This is a genomic window from Klebsiella sp. C283, from assembly GCF_048822555.1.
Classification (GTDB): domain Bacteria; phylum Pseudomonadota; class Gammaproteobacteria; order Enterobacterales; family Enterobacteriaceae; genus Klebsiella; species Klebsiella quasipneumoniae.
The window spans coordinates 25,598-42,495 of the sequence record NZ_JBMEZS010000013.1 but is presented as its reverse complement, the minus strand read 5'-3'; the positions used below and the strand labels follow the sequence as shown (position 1 = coordinate 42,495).

Below are 16,898 nucleotides of genomic sequence, written 5' to 3'. Positions count from 1 at the left end.
ATGATCCGGTGCTTAACTGGCCATTCCCAGACCGACGATGTTGGCGGCGATGATGATCACCACGCAGCCGAGGCTCAGGACGCTCACCGGACGACGACCGGCGTTGTTCCACTCTTTCAGCACCAGACCCACCAGACCGCCGCACAGTACGTAGAAACTCATGTGCAGCATCCAGCTCATATAGTCATACTGCGCCGGAATGCTGGCGTGGCCCCAGGCATAGAAGAAGAACTGGAGATACCACATCAGGCCGCCGAGGGCGGAAAGCAGCAGGTTGCTGATGATGAGCGGTTTGGCCAGTGAGAAATCGGCTTTGACTGACAGAGTCTTCACTTTCGCCAGACGAATAAAGCAGAAGCCAAGGTTGACCAGCGCCCCGCCGCCCATAATCACCACGTAGCTTGGCAGCGCCGCATATAACGGGTCGACGCCGAGCGCCGCGGCGGCATCATGCATCGGTTTGGCGGCGTTCATCGCGAACGACATCCCTGCCGAGAAGATACCGCACATCACCGCCAGCAGAAGCCCTTTCTTCAGATTGAACTCTTCGGCTTTGATGCCCATTTTGCGCTCTTTCAGCTGGCCCGCGCGGGTGACGATGCCAACGCCAACCACCGCCACCAGCACGCCGAGCAGCGTCATTTGACCGCCCTGGGTGTGCATCAGCACCGAAAACTGACCGTTAATAATCGGCGTCATCAGCGTACCGACAATCAGCGTGATGCCAATGGCGATGCCAATCCCCATCGACATGCCGAGATAGCGCATGGTCAGGCCATAGTTGATATTACCGATGCCCCACATGGCGCCGAACAGAAAGACCGGCAGCAGCGTGGAGGCGTTAAAGGAGCGGTAGTAGGCCCAGAAATCGGGTAACAGGGTGGCGCTGATGGCCCAGGGCAGGATCAGCCAGGAGACGATCCCCCCGACCGACCACATGGTTTCCCACGACCAGTGTTTTACTTTCTTGAACGGGGCATAGAAACAGGCGGCACTGGCGGCCCCTATCAAATGCCAAAAAATACCCATCGTAATCGCGTGGTTCATTGATTTTATCCTCATCTTTTTTTATCGGAGACGGCGGCTTCCGATGCGATGAGTGTAAAAATTAGCCGCTTTGGCCGCCTTCAGGACGTTGCCACAGGATGGCGAACTCTGGCAACCATGGGCTTAATTAGTTGTTCTACATCACAAAACGACGGGTATTTCTTCTGGTTATATCCATATGAAAAATACGGCATTGATAAGCATTTTCAATACCATTTAATTAACTATAATGGACAAACTGCTTACGCGGCGTTAACACTTGAGCCGCTCGACAATAATGGAGATGATTATGAGCTATACCCTGCCATCCCTGCCGTACGCTTACGATGCTCTGGAACCGCACTTCGACAAGCAGACGATGGAGATCCATCACACCAAACACCACCAGACCTACGTGAACAATGCTAACGCCGCGCTGGAAAGCCTGCCGGAGTTCGCTAACCTGTCCGCTGAAGAGCTGATCACCAAGCTGGATCAGCTGCCGGCTGACAAAAAAACCGTACTGCGTAACAACGCCGGCGGCCACGCGAACCACAGCCTGTTCTGGAAAGGCCTGAAAACCGGTACCACCCTGCAGGGCGACCTGAAAGCGGCTATCGAGCGCGATTTCGGATCTGTGGACAACTTCAAAGCGGAATTCGAAAAAGCCGCTGCGACCCGTTTCGGTTCCGGCTGGGCGTGGCTGGTCCTGAAAGGTGACAAACTGGCCGTTGTCTCCACCGCAAACCAGGATTCCCCGCTGATGGGCGAAGCCATTTCCGGCGCTTCCGGCTTCCCAATCCTGGGTCTGGACGTGTGGGAACACGCTTACTACCTGAAATTCCAGAACCGTCGCCCGGACTACATCAAAGCCTTCTGGGATGTGGTGAACTGGGACGAAGCTGCAGCGCGTTTTGCCGCCAAAAAATAAGGTTGCAATGTGCTAAGAGAGAAGCGAGTCTGATGGCTCGCTTTTTTTATATCGGTAGCAAGGAGAGCAGACATGCATTATCCGGTGAATGTCTTTGTCGGCAAAATCAGGGACTACACGGGCAGTCGTCCCAGCGCGATCGGCAAAATCCAGGTTGACGGCGAGTTGCAGCTCGGCGATCTCGGTCTCGAAGGGGATGAGCAGGCGGAGAAGAAAATACACGGCGGGCCGGACCGCGCGCTGTGTCACTATCCGCGCGAACACTATGCCGACTGGATCCGTGAATTCCCCCAGCAGGCCGATCGGTTCTGCGCCCCGGCGTTCGGCGAAAACCTCTCCACCACCGGCCTCACCGAACAAAACGTCTACATTGGCGACATCTTTCGCTGGGGCGAGGCGCTGATCCAGGTCACCCAGCCGCGCTCTCCGTGCTTCAAGCTCAACTTTCATTTTGCGATCGGTGATATGGCGCAGCTGATGCAAAACAGCGGGAAGACCGGCTGGTTGTACCGGGTGATCGCCGGGGGGCAAGTCTCCAGCGATGCGCCGCTCGAACTGGTCTCTCGCCTGAGCGATGTCAGCGTCCATGAGGCCGGGGCGATTGCCTGGCAGATGCCGTTTGATGACGATCAGTACCACCGCTTATTGTCGGCCGCGGGCCTGTCGGTAAGCTGGAGTCGAACCATGCAGAAGCGCCGTTTAAGCGGCAAGATCGAGGATAATTCACGGCGATTGTGGGGGAAATAATTCCCCCATATTGGCGCTTTCCGCAGCGTCTCCCGGGCAGTGGCGCAAGCGCCTTACCCGGGCGACCTGACCGTTCCTGGCGGTAACCCGGCGCAGCGCAGGCCGGGTCAGCGTCAGGTCCGCTTATACAGCGGCAGCCAGAGGGTTAAGCGCAGACCGCCCAGCGGGCTGTCGTCGGCCTTCACCCAGCCACGGTGCTGCTGAATAGCGGTTTCGACAATCGCCAGCCCCAGGCCGGTGCCGCCGGACTCGCGGTCGCGCGCCTCGTCGGTCCGGTAGAATGGCCGGAAAATCTGCTCGCGATCCTCCGGGCTGACTCCCGGGCCGTCGTCATCGACGTTAACCGTAATCCCGTCTTTATCCACTGAGAAGCTGACGGAAATCTTCGTGTGCGAGTAGCGCAGGGCGTTGCGGACGATATTCTCCAGCGCGCTTTCCAGCGCATTGGGGTTACCGTACAGCGGCCACGGACCCGGCGGATACTCAACGGTGAACGATTTACCCATCTGCTCGGCTTCAAACGCCGCGTTGTCCAGCACTTCGCCCCACAGCTGATTGGCTTTGACCGTCTCGCTCACCAGGGCGTTTTTCGCCTGATTGCGCGACATCACCAGCAGGTCGTTGATCATGCTGTCCAGCCGGTGCGCTTCGGTTTCGATACGCTCCAGCTCTTTGCTCTCACCGCTGCGGCGGCGCAGCAGGGCGGTACCCAGCTGCAGGCGCGTGAGCGGTGTGCGCAGCTCGTGCGAGATATCGGACAGCAGCCGTTGCTGGCTGGTCATCATCCGCTCCAGGGCCGTCACCATCTGGTTAAAGCTGGCGCCGGCGGCTAAAAACTCCTGCGGTCCGGCTTCCAGCTCCGGATGCTGCCGCAGGTTGCCCTGGGCGACCTCGTCAGCGGCATTTTTCAGCTTACGCGCCGGTTTCGCCAGGCTCCACGCCAGCCACAGCAGCAGCGGGGCGCTAACCAGCATTGTGACGATCAGCAGCAGCAGCGGCCGGTCAAACAGCAGGTTGATAAAGTCGGATTGTGAGGTGCTGGCGGGACGGATCAGATACAGCTGATAGTTATCCTCCCCATCCCTGACGGAGAACGGGCCCACCATTTCCAGGCGGCCATAGCGTTTTTTCTGCGGATGATCGGCGTTATCGGCCTGGCCGATAAAGTTGCGAATGATCTGCATCTCGTTGCGTTCTGCGCCGATCACGCGGCCTTCGCTGGTCACCAGCAGCAGGCGCTGACCCGGAGGCGCCCATTTATCGATGGCGCGAAACAGACGACGCCACCACATCAGGTCGTTTGGCGGATCGTTGGCCAGCTCGGCCTCGACGTGCTGCTCGATCATGATGCCTTGACGCTGCTCGCTTTCCAGCAGCTCGGTCATCTGCCGGGAGTCCAGTTTGGGCAGCATCAGCACCAGCATCAACACCAGCGCCAGCGTGAGCCAGAAGATGGCGAAGATGCGTGCAGTCAAACTTCCAATCATGAAGCGGAAACCATCAGATACCCGCGGCCACGCAGCGTTTTAAACCACGGATGGCCATCTTTGCGCTCCGGCAGCTTACGCCGCAGGTTGGAAATATGCATATCGATGGCGCGGTCGAACGGCGTCAGGCGCTTGCCTAACACTTCCTGGCTTAAATGTTCGCGTGACACCACCTGGCCGAGATGCTGCGCTAACAGATAGAGCAGGGTGAACTCGGTGCCGGTGAGCTCCAGCGTCTGGCCATCGAAATTGGCTTCCTGACGGCCTGGATTGAGGCTTAAGGCATCCACTTCCAGGGTCGGCGAGCCGGCTTCGGTCGTCTGCTGCTGTTCGCTCCAGTGGGAACGGCGCAGAATCGCGCGTATACGCGCCACCAGTTCGCGATCGTTGAACGGCTTAGGCAAATAGTCATCTGCGCCCAGCTCGAGGCCGAGAACGCGATCCAGCTCGCTCCCGCGCGCTGTTAGCATGATAACCGGAGTCTGGTGTGTCTGACGCAGCTCTTTAAGCGTATCGATACCGTTTTTCTTCGGCATCATTACGTCGAGCAGCAATAAATCAATGCTGTCGTCCAGAAGGGCCAGCGCCTGTTCCCCATCATGGGCCACCAGCACGTTAAAACCTTCCATATCGAGCAGCTCTTTTAACAGGGAGGTGAGCTCCCGGTCATCATCAACTAACAGGATTTTATTCATTGTTTAAATACCTCCGAGGCAGAAATTACGTCATCAAGGCCCGCTAATCCATGACTTTACGTTGTTTTACACCCCCTGACGCATGTTTGCAGCCTGAATCGTAGACTGTCTCTCGTTGAATCGCGACACAAACGTTTTGGGAGTATGTGATGCGCAATGTTATCGCTGCCGTCATGGCCTCAACGCTGGCGCTAAGTGCATATAGCCAGGCCGCTGAAGTCGTTACCAGCGTTAACTGGCTCCCCGGAGACGAAGGGGGACAGCGCGGTAGCCAGAGCCATATGTTTGACGGCATAAGTTTAACCGAGCAGCAACGTCAGCAGTTACGGGATCTTATGCAACGGGCACGCCACGACAGGCTCCCCGTTAATGTTAGCGAAATGGAGACAATGCATCGCCTTGTCACCGCAGAAAATTTTGATGAAAACGCTGTGCGCGCTCAGGCAGAAAAGATGGCGCAGGAACAGGTTGCTCGCCAGGTCGAGATGGCTAAGGTCCGCAACCAGATGTTCCACCTGCTTACGCCAGAGCAGCAAGCGGTTTTAAATGCTAAGCACCAGCAACGTATGGATCAGTTGCGTGAGGTTGCAAGGACGCAGAAAGGCTCAGCGATGATGCTTTCGAGTAGTAGCAACACCCTGCAACCCCAGTAACAAACCCTGTTTTCCTTGCCATAGACACCATCCCTGTCTTCCCCCACATGATGTGGGGGTTTTTTTTGTCCTTTTTTCGGCAAATCAACTTCTTCGCCTGTCCCTTGAGCGTCACCAGTTCAGGTTATACTAAGCGCAGTGCAGGAGAAGGAGCCTATATGAATCAATCTTATGGCCGGTTGGTCAGCCGCGCCGCTATCGCTGCGACGGCGATGGCCTCCGCGTTACTTTTGATCAAAATTTTTGCGTGGTGGTATACCGGTTCAGTCAGTATTCTGGCCGCGCTGGTGGATTCGCTGGTGGATATTGCCGCCTCGCTGACCAACCTGCTGGTGGTGCGCTATTCGCTGCAGCCTGCTGATGAAGAACATACCTTTGGCCACGGCAAAGCAGAGTCGCTGGCGGCGCTGGCGCAAAGCATGTTTATCTCCGGCTCGGCGCTGTTTCTGTTTCTTACCGGTATTCAGCACCTGGTGCGTCCGGAGCCGCTGCAGGCCGCCGGCGTCGGGGTTGTCGTCACGTTGATTGCCCTGTTCAGCACGCTGGCGCTGGTGACCTTCCAGCGCTGGGTGGTGCGAAAAACCCAAAGCCAGGCGGTGCGGGCGGATATGCTTCATTATCAGTCTGATGTTATGATGAACGGCGCCATTCTGGTGGCGCTGGGCCTCTCCTGGTACGGCTGGCATCGCGCCGATGCGTTGTTTGCCTTAGGAATTGGCATCTATATTTTATATAGCGCGCTGCGGATGGGCTATGAGGCGGTTCAGTCGTTACTCGACCGCGCTTTGCCTGACGAGGAGCGTCAGGACATTATCACCATCGTGACCGCATGGCCCGGCATCCGCGGGGCGCACGATCTACGAACGCGGCAGTCAGGGCCGACCCGCTTCATTCAGATTCATTTGGAAATGGAAGATAACCTCCCGCTGGTGCAAGCCCACGTGATTGCAGACCAGGTGGAGCAGGCGATTCTGCGCCGTTTCCCGGGTTCCGATGTCATTATCCATCAGGATCCCAGTTCTGTGGTGCCGGCGGCGCAGCAGGGCTTTTTTGAGCGTTAGGTTATAGTCTGTAAACTCGATGTAAAAATGTGGGTCAGCTCGGCATTTTTTGTATAAATTACCGCCGTTTGGTCTGACCTGAATCAATTCAGCTTGAGGCGTTTGATATACTATTGTCATTAGCGTCGTGCACTCCTGGTGAGGGAGCGCTTCAGGCAACAGAATTATTTTTTGCTTCCTAAGTTCAGAGGTAGTCATGATTAAGAAAATCGGTGTGTTGACAAGTGGCGGTGATGCGCCGGGCATGAACGCAGCAATTCGTGGCGTTGTGCGCGCGGCATTAACGGAAGGTCTGGAAGTTTTTGGAATCTATGACGGTTACCTCGGCTTGTACGAAGACCGTATGGTTCAGCTCGACCGTTACAGCGTTTCCGACATGATCAACCGCGGCGGCACCTTCCTGGGCTCCGCTCGCTTCCCGGAATTCCGCGAAGAACACATCCGCGCAGTGGCTATCGAAAACATGAAGAAGCGTGGCCTGGACGCGCTGGTGGTTATCGGTGGTGACGGGTCCTATATGGGGGCGATGCGCCTGACCGAGATGGGCTTCCCGTGCATCGGCCTGCCGGGCACTATCGACAACGATATCAAAGGCACTGACTACACCATCGGCTTCTTCACCGCTCTGAGCACCGTGGTGGAAGCGATTGACCGTCTGCGCGACACCTCCTCTTCGCACCAGCGTATCTCCGTGGTGGAAGTGATGGGCCGTTACTGTGGCGACCTGACTCTGGCGGCGGCGATTGCCGGCGGCTGTGAGTTCATCATGGTGCCGGAAGTGGAATATACCCGTGACGATCTGGTAGCGGAAATCAAAGCCGGCATCGCGAAAGGGAAGAAACACGCTATCGTGGCGATCACCGAGCACATGTGCGACGTTGACGAGCTGGCAAGCTACATCGAGAAAGAGACCGGCCGTGAAACCCGTGCTACCGTCCTCGGCCACATTCAGCGCGGCGGTTCCCCGGTTCCTTACGACCGTATCCTGGCTTCCCGCATGGGCGCCTATGCGATTGAGCTGCTGCTGCAGGGCCATGGCGGCCGTTGCGTCGGCATCCAGAACGAGAAGCTGGTGCACCACGACATCATCGATGCCATCGAGAACATGAAGCGTCCGTTCAAGAACGACTGGCTGGATTGCGCGAAGAAACTGTACTAAGTTACGCGCCGGATAAACAAAAGGCCTTCTCATGGAGAAGGCCTTTTTTATGGCGCAAGATTTATTCGATATCCAGCGGGTCTTCCGACAGAATCATCCCGGTGTTATCGGCATACAGATGGTCGCCGCTGAAGAAGGTTACGCCGCCGAAATTGACGCGCACGTCGCTTTCGCCGATGCCTTCGCCAGCCGCGCCGACCGGAATGGCCGCCAGCGCCTGGATGCCGATATCCAGTTCCTCAAGGTCGTCAACCTGGCGCACCGCGCCATAGACCACCAACCCTTCCCATTCATTCTGTACGGCCAGACGCGCCAGGTCAGCGTCAATTAACGCGCGTCGTACTGAGCCGCCGCCGTCGATCAGGAGAATATGACCACGGCCATTCTGCTCGAGCAGATCGTAGAGCAACCCGTTATCCTCGAAACATTTTACCGTAATGATCTGTCCACCAAACGACGACCGTCCTCCAAAGTTAGAGAACAGCGGTTCCACGACGTTGACATCTTCCTGGTAGATGTCACAAAGCTCGGAAGTATCGTATTTCATAGGCTTAACGTTCAGTTGCTGCGAGAGTTTTTAGTATATCCCGCGAATCGCATTGTTGGCAAAATCATCAATTGTTAATTGATATTTGTCAGTTAAGCCGCCAGCTTACTGGCAATAATCCCGATAACAAACAGCAGGTTGGTCAGTAAAGCCCCTTTGACCGTCTTTTCGAGCATCGGCCGCATCGCCAGCGGATCGGATTCGCGCAGGACGTAACGCGCCTGTTTGACCAGCAGCGGCGTGGCGAGAATAAACAGCCAGCCCCAGGCAGAATGCAGCGCCAGCAGGTTAAACAGCGCCAGACACAGCAGGGCGCCGAGCAGCAGGCAGGCATGATAGCGGCGGGCATTGACCGGCCCCAGGCGCACGGCGAGGGTGTTCTTCCCGTTCTGCCGGTCGCTGTCGATATCACGCAGGTTATTGATGTTCAGTACGGCGGTCGCCAGCAGACCGCAGGCCGTTGCCGGCAGAAAAATGGCCGCTTCCACATTGTGGGCTTGCAGATACCAGCTGCCGAGGACGCTCAGCCAGCCGAAGAAAACGAGTACCGAAATATCACCGAGGCCAATATAACCATACGGGCGGGTGCCCACTGTGTAGGTGATGGCGGCCACGATCGACAGGCCACCCAGCGCGAGGAAACCGATGAAATCGCCGACGCTCTGCCAGGCGACGCACAGTAGCGCCAGACCAAACAGACAGATCAGCGCGACGGTGACAATCAAGGCGCGCTTCATCTGCTGGGGGGTAATCACCCCTTTCTGCATCCCGCGCAGCGGCCCGATGCGGTCCGGTTTATCGCTCCCCTTGACCGCGTCGCCGTAGTCATTGGCGAGGTTGGAAAGAATTTGCAGCAAGCCGGCGGTGATCAGCGCCAGCAGGGCGACCCAGGGATCAAAATGCCCCTGCTCCCAGGCAAGGACGGTGCCAACAATAATCGCGGCAAACGCCAGCGGTAACGTTTTAGGACGCAGGCTTTCCAGCCACGCCTGAGAACGGCTGATATCAGTCATAGTTATTTTAGCCAATAAAAATGGGGGCGATAGCCCCCATCAACAGTGATGAAAATGCATTGCACCGGATTATAGGATAAAACGGCTCAGATCTTCATCTGCCACCAGAACATCCAGGTGCTTACTCACATATTCGGCATCGATAGTGACGGTCTGGCCGTTCATCTCGCTGGCATCATAGGAGATATCTTCCACCAGGCGCTCCAGCACGGTGTGCAGACGGCGCGCGCCGATGTTCTCGGTGGTTTCGTTTACCTGCCATGCGGCCTGAGCGATACGCTTGATACCGTCTTCGGTGAATTCGATATTCACCCCTTCGGTCGCCATCAGCGCCTTGTACTGCACGGTGATGGAGGCGTTCGGTTCGGTCAGGATGCGCTCGAAGTCATGGGTGGTCAGCGCCTTCAGCTCAACGCGGATCGGCAGACGCCCCTGCAGTTCCGGGATCAGATCGGACGGGCTGGCCACCTGGAACGCGCCGGAGGCGATAAACAGGATGTGGTCGGTCTTGACCATCCCGTGCTTGGTGGAGACGGTGCAGCCTTCCACCAGCGGCAGCAGGTCGCGCTGTACGCCTTCACGGGAGACGTCCGGGCCGGAGGTGTTGCCGCCGCGCTTACAGATTTTGTCGATTTCGTCGATAAAGACGATACCGTGCTGCTCAACAGCGTCGATGGCTTCCTGCTTCAGCTCTTCCGGATTGACCAGTTTGGCCGCTTCTTCTTCAATCAGCAGCTTCATCGCGTCTTTGATTTTCAGCTTACGCGGTTTCTGCTTCTGGCCGCCGAGGTTCTGGAACATGGACTGCAGCTGGCTGGTCATCTCTTCCATGCCCGGAGGGGACATGATTTCAACGCCCATCGGCGCCGCAGCGAGATCGATTTCAATCTCTTTATCGTCCAGCTGGCCTTCACGCAGTTTCTTACGGAACGCCTGGCGCGCCGCAGACGGTTCCTGCGACGGCTCAGTCTGGCCCCAGTTGTTCTTCGCCGGCGGTATCAGCACGTCAAGCACGCGCTCTTCCGCCAGCTCTTCCGCGCGGTAACGGTTCTTATCGATGGACTGCATACGAACCATTTTGATCGCCGCATCGGTCAGATCGCGGATGATAGAGTCCACTTCTTTACCGACATAGCCCACTTCGGTGAACTTCGTCGCTTCAACTTTAATAAACGGCGCGTTGGCCAGTTTCGCCAGACGACGAGCGATTTCGGTTTTACCGACGCCGGTTGGGCCGATCATCAGAATGTTTTTCGGCGTGACTTCATGACGCAGCTCTTCGTTAAGCTGCATCCGGCGCCAGCGGTTACGCAGGGCGATAGCAACAGAACGCTTGGCGGCGTCCTGCCCGATAATGTGTTTGTCCAGTTCGCTGACAATTTCGCGTGGGGTCATTTCAGACATGGGAGATCCTTACGCTTTAGAAGGTAATTCTTCGATGGTGTGGAAATGGTTGGTATAGATGCAGATATCACCTGCAATATCCAACGCTTTCTCGGCGATATCGCGCGCGCCCATATCGGTGTTTTCCAGCAGCGCGCGGGCCGCGGCCTGGGCGTAAGGACCGCCGGAGCCGATAGCAATCAAATCGTTTTCCGGCTGTACCACGTCACCGTTACCGGTGATGATAAGCGACGCGTTTTCGTCCGCGACGGCCAGCAGTGCTTCCAGCTTGCGCAACATCCGATCGGTTCGCCAGTCTTTAGCCAGCTCAACGGCGGCCTTCACCAGATGGCCCTGGTGCATTTCCAGTTTGCGTTCAAACAGTTCGAACAGCGTGAAGGCGTCGGCGGTGCCGCCAGCGAAACCGGCAATCACTTTGTCGTTGTACAGACGACGCACTTTTTTCACGTTGCCCTTCATTACGGTGTTGCCCAGCGTGGCCTGGCCATCACCGGCAATAACAACATGGCCGTTACGGCGAACACTTACAATTGTAGTCACGAGCAGACCCCTTGGTTGCAAAAGCGGAACAGGGGCCCCGCGCTGTCCGCGGGGCCGAATGCAATTATAGATGGGGGGGATTTTGAGGGTTTCAACCCCTGGCGGCGAGACGAATGCAGTTCGCGTGTCCAGCCATCTTCAGGCGGGTGATCATCTCGTTGGCGCTTTCTTTGCCTTTCAGCGGGCCAATGACCACGCGGTTCCAGCCGTTATTGGTGGTGATGTGCGAAGCAAACCCTTCGAAAGCCAGCTGAGCGCGGACGGTTTCGGCCTGCTCGGCGCCTTTAAAGGAGCCGCACTGGATCATCCAGCTACGATCGTCTTTTTTCTCGGCGGTCGTTTTCGGCGCTTCCTCCACTCGAGTCACCGGCGCGGCGGCCTGCGCGCGCGGCTGCGTAGTCGTAGTGTGCGCCGGCGTCTGCAGCAGATCCTGGTACGGCTGCTGGTTTGACGCGGTCTGCTTCGGCTGTTGCTGCTGGACCGGCTTCGGCTGCTGAACGCGCGGCGGCTGCTGCACGGTCTGCGGCTGAGTTTGCGCCCACTGTTGCTGTTGCGCCTGCTGCTGTTGCTGCGCTAAACGCTGACGCTGCAGCGTCTGCTGGCGCTGGGCCGGCGTTTGTTCGTTCCACGGCACTTCGGTCAGCTGAGTCGGCTGTTGACGCATATCGGCCTGCATCTGGGCCAGCAGCTGACGCTGTTCGTCGGTCAGTTGCTCCGGTTTCATCACTTCGCCGCCGGCGGTCGGTTCGGTCGGCGCGCGAACGCCCGGCTGGCGGCTTTCCAGCTCTTTAATATAGCGCCAGCGCTCTTCCGGTTTTGGCGGCAAGCCGTTGCCGGCGGCCTGGCGATTTTGCATCGCTTCCGCTTCTTCTTTCTTATGGTGCGTAATGAAATAGAGTCCACCGATAAAGGCCACCAGCACAGCCGCCGCGATCGCCACCATAGCCGGTGAAATTGCCGGGAGGCTGCTTTGCTTATTCCTTGAGCTTCGGGTAGTGCTCTTTTTGCGCCGCGAAGAAGCCGGTTGGCTGCGGCGTACATAATCTCGTTGTGCCACTATCGTTTCGCTGTCTTATATTCGTTCGTCAGCCCGCCATGTTACTTAAGCGGCGGGCCTTTGACCAGAAGAGCAGGCCCGAAAGCCTGATGGTTATCGTCTGATTTTTTGCGTACTGCCGCGAACAATCAGTTCGCAATCGAGCAGGCGCGAGCCGCTGTTCACGTTATGACCCTGCATTTGCTCAAGTAATAGCAGCATTCCTTCACGGCCGATATCAAAACGCGGCTGTGACACGGTGGTCAATGGCGGATCGCAAAATTCAGACAACGCGATGTTATCGAAGCCGACAATCGACAGGTCGTCCGGCACTTTCAGACCGCGGCGTTTCGCCAGCGATAAGGCGCCCAGCGCCATCACATCGCTATGGCAAAAGACCGCGGTGGGCGGTACCGGCTGCGACAGCAGCTGCTCCAGCGCATTGGCGCCAGCTTCGAAGGTAAAGTTGCCGCGAGCAATATAGTGCGGATCAACGGTGATACCGCTGCGGCGCAGCGCCTGCACGTAACCCTGCAGGCGATAATGGCACAGCGGCATATCTTCCGGGCCGGCGATGCAGCCGATACGCTGGTGTCCCAGCTCGTGAAGATAGTTTACCGCGTTAAAAGCCGCCGTCAGGTTATCGATGTGGACGGTGGGCAACTCCAGCTCCGGCGCGAACTCGTTCGACATGACCATCGGCGGCAAATTGCGCTGCTCTTCCACGCTGGCGTCAAACGGCAGGCGCGAGCTGAGCAGCACCATGCCGTCAATCTGCTTGGTGATGATAAGGTCGATAAAGGTTTTTTCTTTCTGATTCTGGTGGGCGCAATCGCCGATTAACACCAGATATCCGTGCTCGGCGGCAGTGACTTCAATACCGCGGATCACTTCGCTAAAAAAGGGATCGCAGATATCCGGGACGATCACGAGGATCGTCCGCGATTCGTTGCGCTTCATATTGCGTCCGAGCGACTGCGGTAAATAGCCGACTTCCAGCGCCGCCTGCTCGACCCGGTTACGGGTGGCTTGCGACACCTTATCAGGGTTCATCAACGCTCGGGACACGGTTGCCGTGGAAACGTTTGCCTTTAAGGCGACGTCTTTCATGGTGGCGGCAACCACTTGTTTTTTGGGCTTCACCTGGTTTCTCCTCGCTGAATGGCGCTGGCATTTCCCTTGCGCGCTAACTGCTGCATCATTTTTATCAGATAGTCGCGGCAGTGAGTTACAGAATTTTCATGAAAAACGTGATGCTTGTTAAATTTTTCGATCCGGCTCGCAAGAGAAGGCTTACCCTTCAATAGGATCGACATCCAGCACCCACTTTACTTTTTTCGCCTCCGGCAGCGTATTGATCAGCGCCAGCGTACCGCTGACGATATGCTGCAGGCGTACCCGCGAAGGATGCTGCAGCAATATCTGCCACCGCCAGCGGCCGCCGCGCTTCGGCGCCAGCGCCGGAACCGGACCGAGCACCCATAGCTTGTCGTCGGCCAGCGGACTGGCCTGCAGCAGATTGCGCAGCTGTTGTAAAAACAGCGGCGCCTGCTGGTTGTTATGGTCTTCCGCACGAATCAGCACATGGCTGGTCCACGGCGGTAGCTGCATTGTCTGCCGCTCTGCCAGCGCCTGTTCGGCGAAGGCGTCGTAGCCTTTATACAGCAGGGTCTGCAGCAGAGGGTGTTCAGGATGGTGGGTTTGCAGGATCACTTCGCCCTGTTTTCCTGCCCGTCCCGCTCGCCCGGAGACCTGGGTATAGAGCTGAGCGAAACGCTCGGCGGAGCGGAAATCCGCGGAAAACAGCGCCCCGTCGACGTCCAGCAGGGAGACGAGGGTGACGTCCGGGAAGTGGTGGCCTTTGGCCAGCATCTGGGTGCCAATTAAAATACGCGCCCCGCCGCGATGGACGGCGGCGAGATGCTCCTCCAGCGCCCCTTTGCGGCTGGTGGTATCGCGGTCGATACGCGAGATAGGCACGTCAGGGAACAGCGGCGCCAGGGCCTGCTCCAGCTGTTCGGTGCCGATACCCACCGGCACCAGGTGCGTGGAGCCGCAGGAGGGACATTGGCGCGGGATAGGGCGCTGACTGTCGCAATGGTGGCAGCGCAGATGGTGCTGCGCCTGGTGCAACGTGTAGTAGCTGTCGCAGCGCGGACATTCCGCTATCCAGCCGCAGTCGTGGCACAGCAGCGCTGGCGCAAAGCCGCGGCGGTTAAGAAACAGGATCACCTGGTTATCCGCCTGCAGATGCTGGCGCATACGGTTAATCAGCGCGGGAGACAGACCCGCCTGCAGCGGTTGCCCTTTGAGATCGAGCACGTGCTGCTGGGCAGGGCGCGCATTGCCCGCGCGTTTGCTTAAGGTTAACTGGCGGTATTTGCCCTGGCGGACGTTATGCAGGGTCTCCAGCGCCGGCGTCGCCGAGCCGAGAATAATCGGGATCTGTTCGCTGTGGGCGCGCCATACCGCCAGGTCGCGGGCATGGTAGCGCCAGCCCTCCTGCTGCTTGTAGGAGCTGTCATGCTCTTCGTCGATAACGATGACGCCGAGGTCTTTAAACGGGGTAAACAGCGAGGAGCGGGTGCCGATCACAATGGCCGCTTCGCCGTTTTTCGCCTTCAGCCAGGCCGAAAGACGTTCGCTGTCATTGAGTCCGGAGTGCAGCACTTCCACCGGCGCGTTAAAGCGCTGGCGGAAACGGGCGATGGTCTGCGGCGTAAGACCGATCTCCGGCACCATCACCAGCGCCTGGCGCCCCTGCGCCAGCACATTCTCCAGCACGCTCAAATAGACTTCCGTTTTCCCTGAGCCGGTAATACCCGCCAGCAGCCAGGCGGAGAAGCGATCGGCGGCGCTGTGGATCGCCCCGACGGCGGTGGCTTGCTCGGTATTAAGACGCAGGCGTTCGCCGGCAACCGAATACGCGCTGCGCCAGTCGATGAGGGCGGGCGCTTCGCAGGCCAGCTCCGCCAGCCCTTTGCCGCGCAGCGCCTGCAGCGCCGCTTCATTAAATTCCAGTTCGCCAACCTGATGACGCCAGATTTTTCCCTGGCGCAGCGCCGCCAGCGCCTGCTGCTGCTTCGGCGAGCGTTTCAGACCGTTAAGGTCGACGGCCTGCCCCTGCTCGGTGGCGAACCAGTACCACAGCGGCGTCGCGCTGGCGGGTTTGCCCTGGCGCAGCAGAATGGGCAGCGCATGGAACAGCACATCGCCAATCGGATGATGGTAATACTCAGCCGCCCACATCAGCAGCCGCCAGACGGTACCGGAGAAGACCGGTTCGTCGTCCAGCGCTTCCGCGACCGGTTTTAGCTCGTCCAGCGGCAGCTCGCTGCGTTCGCTGACCGCCGCGACAATACCGATCCGCTCCTGTTTGCCGAACGGCACCCGCACCCGACAGCCCGCTTTGACCGCCATGCCTTCAGGCAGCAGATAGTCAAAAGTGCGCGGTAGCGGAACGGGTAGGGCAACGTGGGCGACGGGCATGTCATCTTCCTGACTTGAAATCTGGCGGGATAGTATACACATTACGATAAGGCGGCGCGGATCAGTTTGCATATGCTGGTCAAATTCTGTATGATTCGCCGCCTTTGATGCGCTTTATATCGCATTGAAGATTGACCATTACCGCGTGCTTAACGCTGTCAACAGCGTAGAGGGCGACGGGAAATTACTAATATCGCGTGGTGTCTGGCGTTAGGGCTGGAAGAGCGACGCGGCCTTAACTGAGGTTCTCCCATGAAAAAAGGTATTCACCCAAATTACGACGAAATTACTGCTACCTGTTCTTGCGGTAATGTCATGAAAATCCGCTCCACTGTAGGTCATGACCTGAACCTCGACGTGTGCGGCAAATGCCACCCGTTCTTCACCGGCAAACAGCGTGATGTTGCTACCGGTGGCCGTGTTGACCGCTTCAACAAGCGCTTCAGCATCCCGGGCAGCAAGTAAGTTGCCAGAAGAAGCCGCCTCAGGGCGGCTTTTTTGTGTCTCTCGCCTGCCTGGGCGAGAAAGAAAAAGGGCGGAAGCGTGCTTCCGCCCTTTTTATCGTCTCAGTATTCCCACGTATCCGGGTCGATACCCAGTTCACGCATAATCGCTTTCGCCGCTTCCGGGATCTCATCGCTGCGCTCTTTACGCAGGTCTTCATCGTTAGGCAGCGGTTGTCCGGTAAAGGCATGCAGGAACGCTTCGCACAGCAGCTCGCTGTTGGTCGCGTGACGCAGGTTATTCACCTGACGACGCGTACGTTCATCGGTGAGGATTTTTAACACCTTCAGAGGAATGGAAACCGTAATTTTCTTTACTTGCTCACTCTTCTTACCGTGCTCAGCGTATGGGCTGATATATTCGCCGCTCCATTCAGCCATGAGATACCTTAATCCTCTGTTTATTAGTGAAGGGCCAGAATATTCCGCCCGGGCTATAATTGCGCGTAGTTTACCGTAAGCGCAGGCTTTCTGACATGAGATAAGCCGCCGCCGACGTGCGCTAATGCATATAATTTTAACGGCTATTTGCACTTTGCTCAATCTATACGCAAAGAAGTTTAGATGTCCAGATGTATTGACGTCTATTGTGACAATGATTACTCTG

Annotated in this window: 17 protein-coding genes; 6 read left to right on the top strand and 11 right to left on the bottom strand. The window is 57.5% G+C overall.

The genetic code is table 11. The features are described 5' to 3' along the window. Positions 1-12: 12 nt before the first annotated feature. A complete protein-coding gene (gene rhaT / locus ACOI7Z_RS23140) occupies positions 13-1,047 on the bottom strand; it encodes an L-rhamnose/proton symporter RhaT (RefSeq protein ID WP_023291524.1) in 1,035 nt (344 codons plus the stop codon). A gap of 289 nt (positions 1,048-1,336) precedes the next feature. Between rhaT and sodA the strand changes: the two genes are divergently transcribed. Continuing rightward, positions 1,337-1,957: a superoxide dismutase [Mn] gene (sodA, locus tag ACOI7Z_RS23135; protein WP_004203668.1), complete on the top strand. Its 621-nt coding sequence runs from the start codon at positions 1,337-1,339 to the stop codon at positions 1,955-1,957. 72 nt (positions 1,958-2,029) lie between these two features. Further along, positions 2,030-2,704, top strand: coding sequence for a 6-hydroxyaminopurine reductase (yiiM, locus tag ACOI7Z_RS23130; protein ID WP_044520917.1), 675 nt, complete (start codon positions 2,030-2,032; stop codon positions 2,702-2,704). A gap of 113 nt (positions 2,705-2,817) precedes the next feature. Here yiiM and cpxA read toward each other — a convergent pair whose 3' ends face one another. After that, on the bottom strand, positions 2,818-4,191 hold the full coding sequence (gene cpxA / locus ACOI7Z_RS23125; protein ID WP_008807874.1) for an envelope stress sensor histidine kinase CpxA: 1,374 nt from the start codon (positions 4,189-4,191) through the stop codon (positions 2,818-2,820). Further along, on the bottom strand, positions 4,188-4,886 hold the full coding sequence (gene cpxR, locus ACOI7Z_RS23120) for an envelope stress response regulator transcription factor CpxR (protein WP_004203671.1): 699 nt from the start codon (positions 4,884-4,886) through the stop codon (positions 4,188-4,190). Before cpxR ends, cpxA begins: the two co-directional genes overlap by 4 nt. 149 nt (positions 4,887-5,035) lie before the next feature. Here cpxR and cpxP point away from each other — a divergent pair, with 149 nt between their 5' ends. The 3 genes from cpxP to pfkA all read left to right on the top strand — a co-directional run bounded on the left by cpxP (position 5,036) and on the right by pfkA (position 7,759). Continuing rightward, positions 5,036-5,539 carry a cell-envelope stress modulator CpxP gene (gene cpxP / locus ACOI7Z_RS23115; protein WP_049013705.1) on the top strand — a complete coding sequence of 168 codons (504 nt, stop codon included), beginning with the start codon at positions 5,036-5,038 and terminating at the stop codon, positions 5,537-5,539. Between the two features lie 158 nt (positions 5,540-5,697). Beyond that, complete coding sequence (gene fieF / locus ACOI7Z_RS23110) at positions 5,698-6,600, top strand: CDF family cation-efflux transporter FieF (RefSeq protein ID WP_008807873.1); 903 nt, start codon at positions 5,698-5,700, stop codon at positions 6,598-6,600. A gap of 196 nt (positions 6,601-6,796) precedes the next feature. Next, a complete protein-coding gene (gene pfkA / locus ACOI7Z_RS23105) occupies positions 6,797-7,759 on the top strand; it encodes a 6-phosphofructokinase (RefSeq protein ID WP_002882911.1) in 963 nt (320 codons plus the stop codon). A gap of 61 nt (positions 7,760-7,820) precedes the next feature. Here the strand turns inward: pfkA and rraA are convergent, their stop codons facing one another. The 7 genes from rraA to priA all read right to left on the bottom strand — a co-directional run bounded on the left by rraA (position 7,821) and on the right by priA (position 15,788). Then, positions 7,821-8,306, bottom strand: coding sequence for a ribonuclease E activity regulator RraA (gene rraA, locus ACOI7Z_RS23100; protein ID WP_002882913.1), 486 nt, complete (start codon positions 8,304-8,306; stop codon positions 7,821-7,823). 92 nt (positions 8,307-8,398) lie between these two features. Beyond that, positions 8,399-9,319, bottom strand: coding sequence for a 1,4-dihydroxy-2-naphthoate polyprenyltransferase (menA, locus tag ACOI7Z_RS23095; RefSeq protein ID WP_004203673.1), 921 nt, complete (start codon positions 9,317-9,319; stop codon positions 8,399-8,401). 69 nt (positions 9,320-9,388) lie between these two features. Next, positions 9,389-10,723, bottom strand: coding sequence for an HslU--HslV peptidase ATPase subunit (gene hslU / locus ACOI7Z_RS23090; RefSeq protein WP_002882917.1), 1,335 nt, complete (start codon positions 10,721-10,723; stop codon positions 9,389-9,391). Positions 10,724-10,732: 9 nt separating this feature from the next. Further along, positions 10,733-11,263, bottom strand: coding sequence for an ATP-dependent protease subunit HslV (gene hslV / locus ACOI7Z_RS23085; protein WP_002882918.1), 531 nt, complete (start codon positions 11,261-11,263; stop codon positions 10,733-10,735). Positions 11,264-11,354: 91 nt separating this feature from the next. Continuing rightward, positions 11,355-12,320: a cell division protein FtsN gene (gene ftsN, locus ACOI7Z_RS23080; protein ID WP_072072771.1), complete on the bottom strand. Its 966-nt coding sequence runs from the start codon at positions 12,318-12,320 to the stop codon at positions 11,355-11,357. 93 nt (positions 12,321-12,413) lie between these two features. Continuing rightward, positions 12,414-13,442 carry a DNA-binding transcriptional regulator CytR gene (gene cytR / locus ACOI7Z_RS23075; protein ID WP_004203676.1) on the bottom strand — a complete coding sequence of 343 codons (1,029 nt, stop codon included), beginning with the start codon at positions 13,440-13,442 and terminating at the stop codon, positions 12,414-12,416. Between the two features lie 150 nt (positions 13,443-13,592). Next, positions 13,593-15,788 carry a primosomal protein N' gene (priA, locus tag ACOI7Z_RS23070; RefSeq protein WP_044520924.1) on the bottom strand — a complete coding sequence of 732 codons (2,196 nt, stop codon included), beginning with the start codon at positions 15,786-15,788 and terminating at the stop codon, positions 13,593-13,595. A gap of 252 nt (positions 15,789-16,040) precedes the next feature. On the opposite strand from priA, the gene rpmE reads away from it, so the two are divergent. Next, positions 16,041-16,253, top strand: a complete 213-nt coding sequence (rpmE, locus tag ACOI7Z_RS23065; protein WP_002882922.1) for a 50S ribosomal protein L31 — start codon at positions 16,041-16,043, stop codon at positions 16,251-16,253. A 101-nt stretch (positions 16,254-16,354) separates the two neighbouring features. On the opposite strand, the gene metJ is transcribed toward rpmE, so the two are convergent. Further along, positions 16,355-16,672, bottom strand: a complete 318-nt coding sequence (gene metJ / locus ACOI7Z_RS23060) for a met regulon transcriptional regulator MetJ (RefSeq protein ID WP_002882924.1) — start codon at positions 16,670-16,672, stop codon at positions 16,355-16,357. Between the last annotated feature and the right edge of the window lie 226 nt (positions 16,673-16,898).

Excerpts from the sequence above, each read along its gene's own strand:
- menA (WP_004203673.1), bottom strand. The coding sequence starts at position 9,319 with ATGACTGATATCAGCCGTTCTCAGGCGTGGCTGGAAAGCCTGCGTCCT.
- fieF (WP_008807873.1), top strand. The coding sequence starts at position 5,698 with ATGAATCAATCTTATGGCCGGTTGGTCAGCCGCGCCGCTATCGCTGCG.
- rhaT (WP_023291524.1), bottom strand. The coding sequence starts at position 1,047 with ATGAACCACGCGATTACGATGGGTATTTTTTGGCATTTGATAGGGGCC.
- cpxA (WP_008807874.1), bottom strand. The coding sequence starts at position 4,191 with ATGATTGGAAGTTTGACTGCACGCATCTTCGCCATCTTCTGGCTCACG.
- rraA (WP_002882913.1), bottom strand. The coding sequence starts at position 8,306 with ATGAAATACGATACTTCCGAGCTTTGTGACATCTACCAGGAAGATGTC.
- hslU (WP_002882917.1), bottom strand. The coding sequence starts at position 10,723 with ATGTCTGAAATGACCCCACGCGAAATTGTCAGCGAACTGGACAAACAC.
- cpxR (WP_004203671.1), bottom strand. The coding sequence starts at position 4,886 with ATGAATAAAATCCTGTTAGTTGATGATGACCGGGAGCTCACCTCCCTG.
- pfkA (WP_002882911.1), top strand. The coding sequence starts at position 6,797 with ATGATTAAGAAAATCGGTGTGTTGACAAGTGGCGGTGATGCGCCGGGC.
- cpxP (WP_049013705.1), top strand. The coding sequence starts at position 5,036 with ATGCGCAATGTTATCGCTGCCGTCATGGCCTCAACGCTGGCGCTAAGT.
- priA (WP_044520924.1), bottom strand. The coding sequence starts at position 15,788 with ATGCCCGTCGCCCACGTTGCCCTACCCGTTCCGCTACCGCGCACTTTT.
- metJ (WP_002882924.1), bottom strand. The coding sequence starts at position 16,672 with ATGGCTGAATGGAGCGGCGAATATATCAGCCCATACGCTGAGCACGGT.
- sodA (WP_004203668.1), top strand. The coding sequence starts at position 1,337 with ATGAGCTATACCCTGCCATCCCTGCCGTACGCTTACGATGCTCTGGAA.
- rpmE (WP_002882922.1), top strand. The coding sequence starts at position 16,041 with ATGAAAAAAGGTATTCACCCAAATTACGACGAAATTACTGCTACCTGT.
- yiiM (WP_044520917.1), top strand. The coding sequence starts at position 2,030 with ATGCATTATCCGGTGAATGTCTTTGTCGGCAAAATCAGGGACTACACG.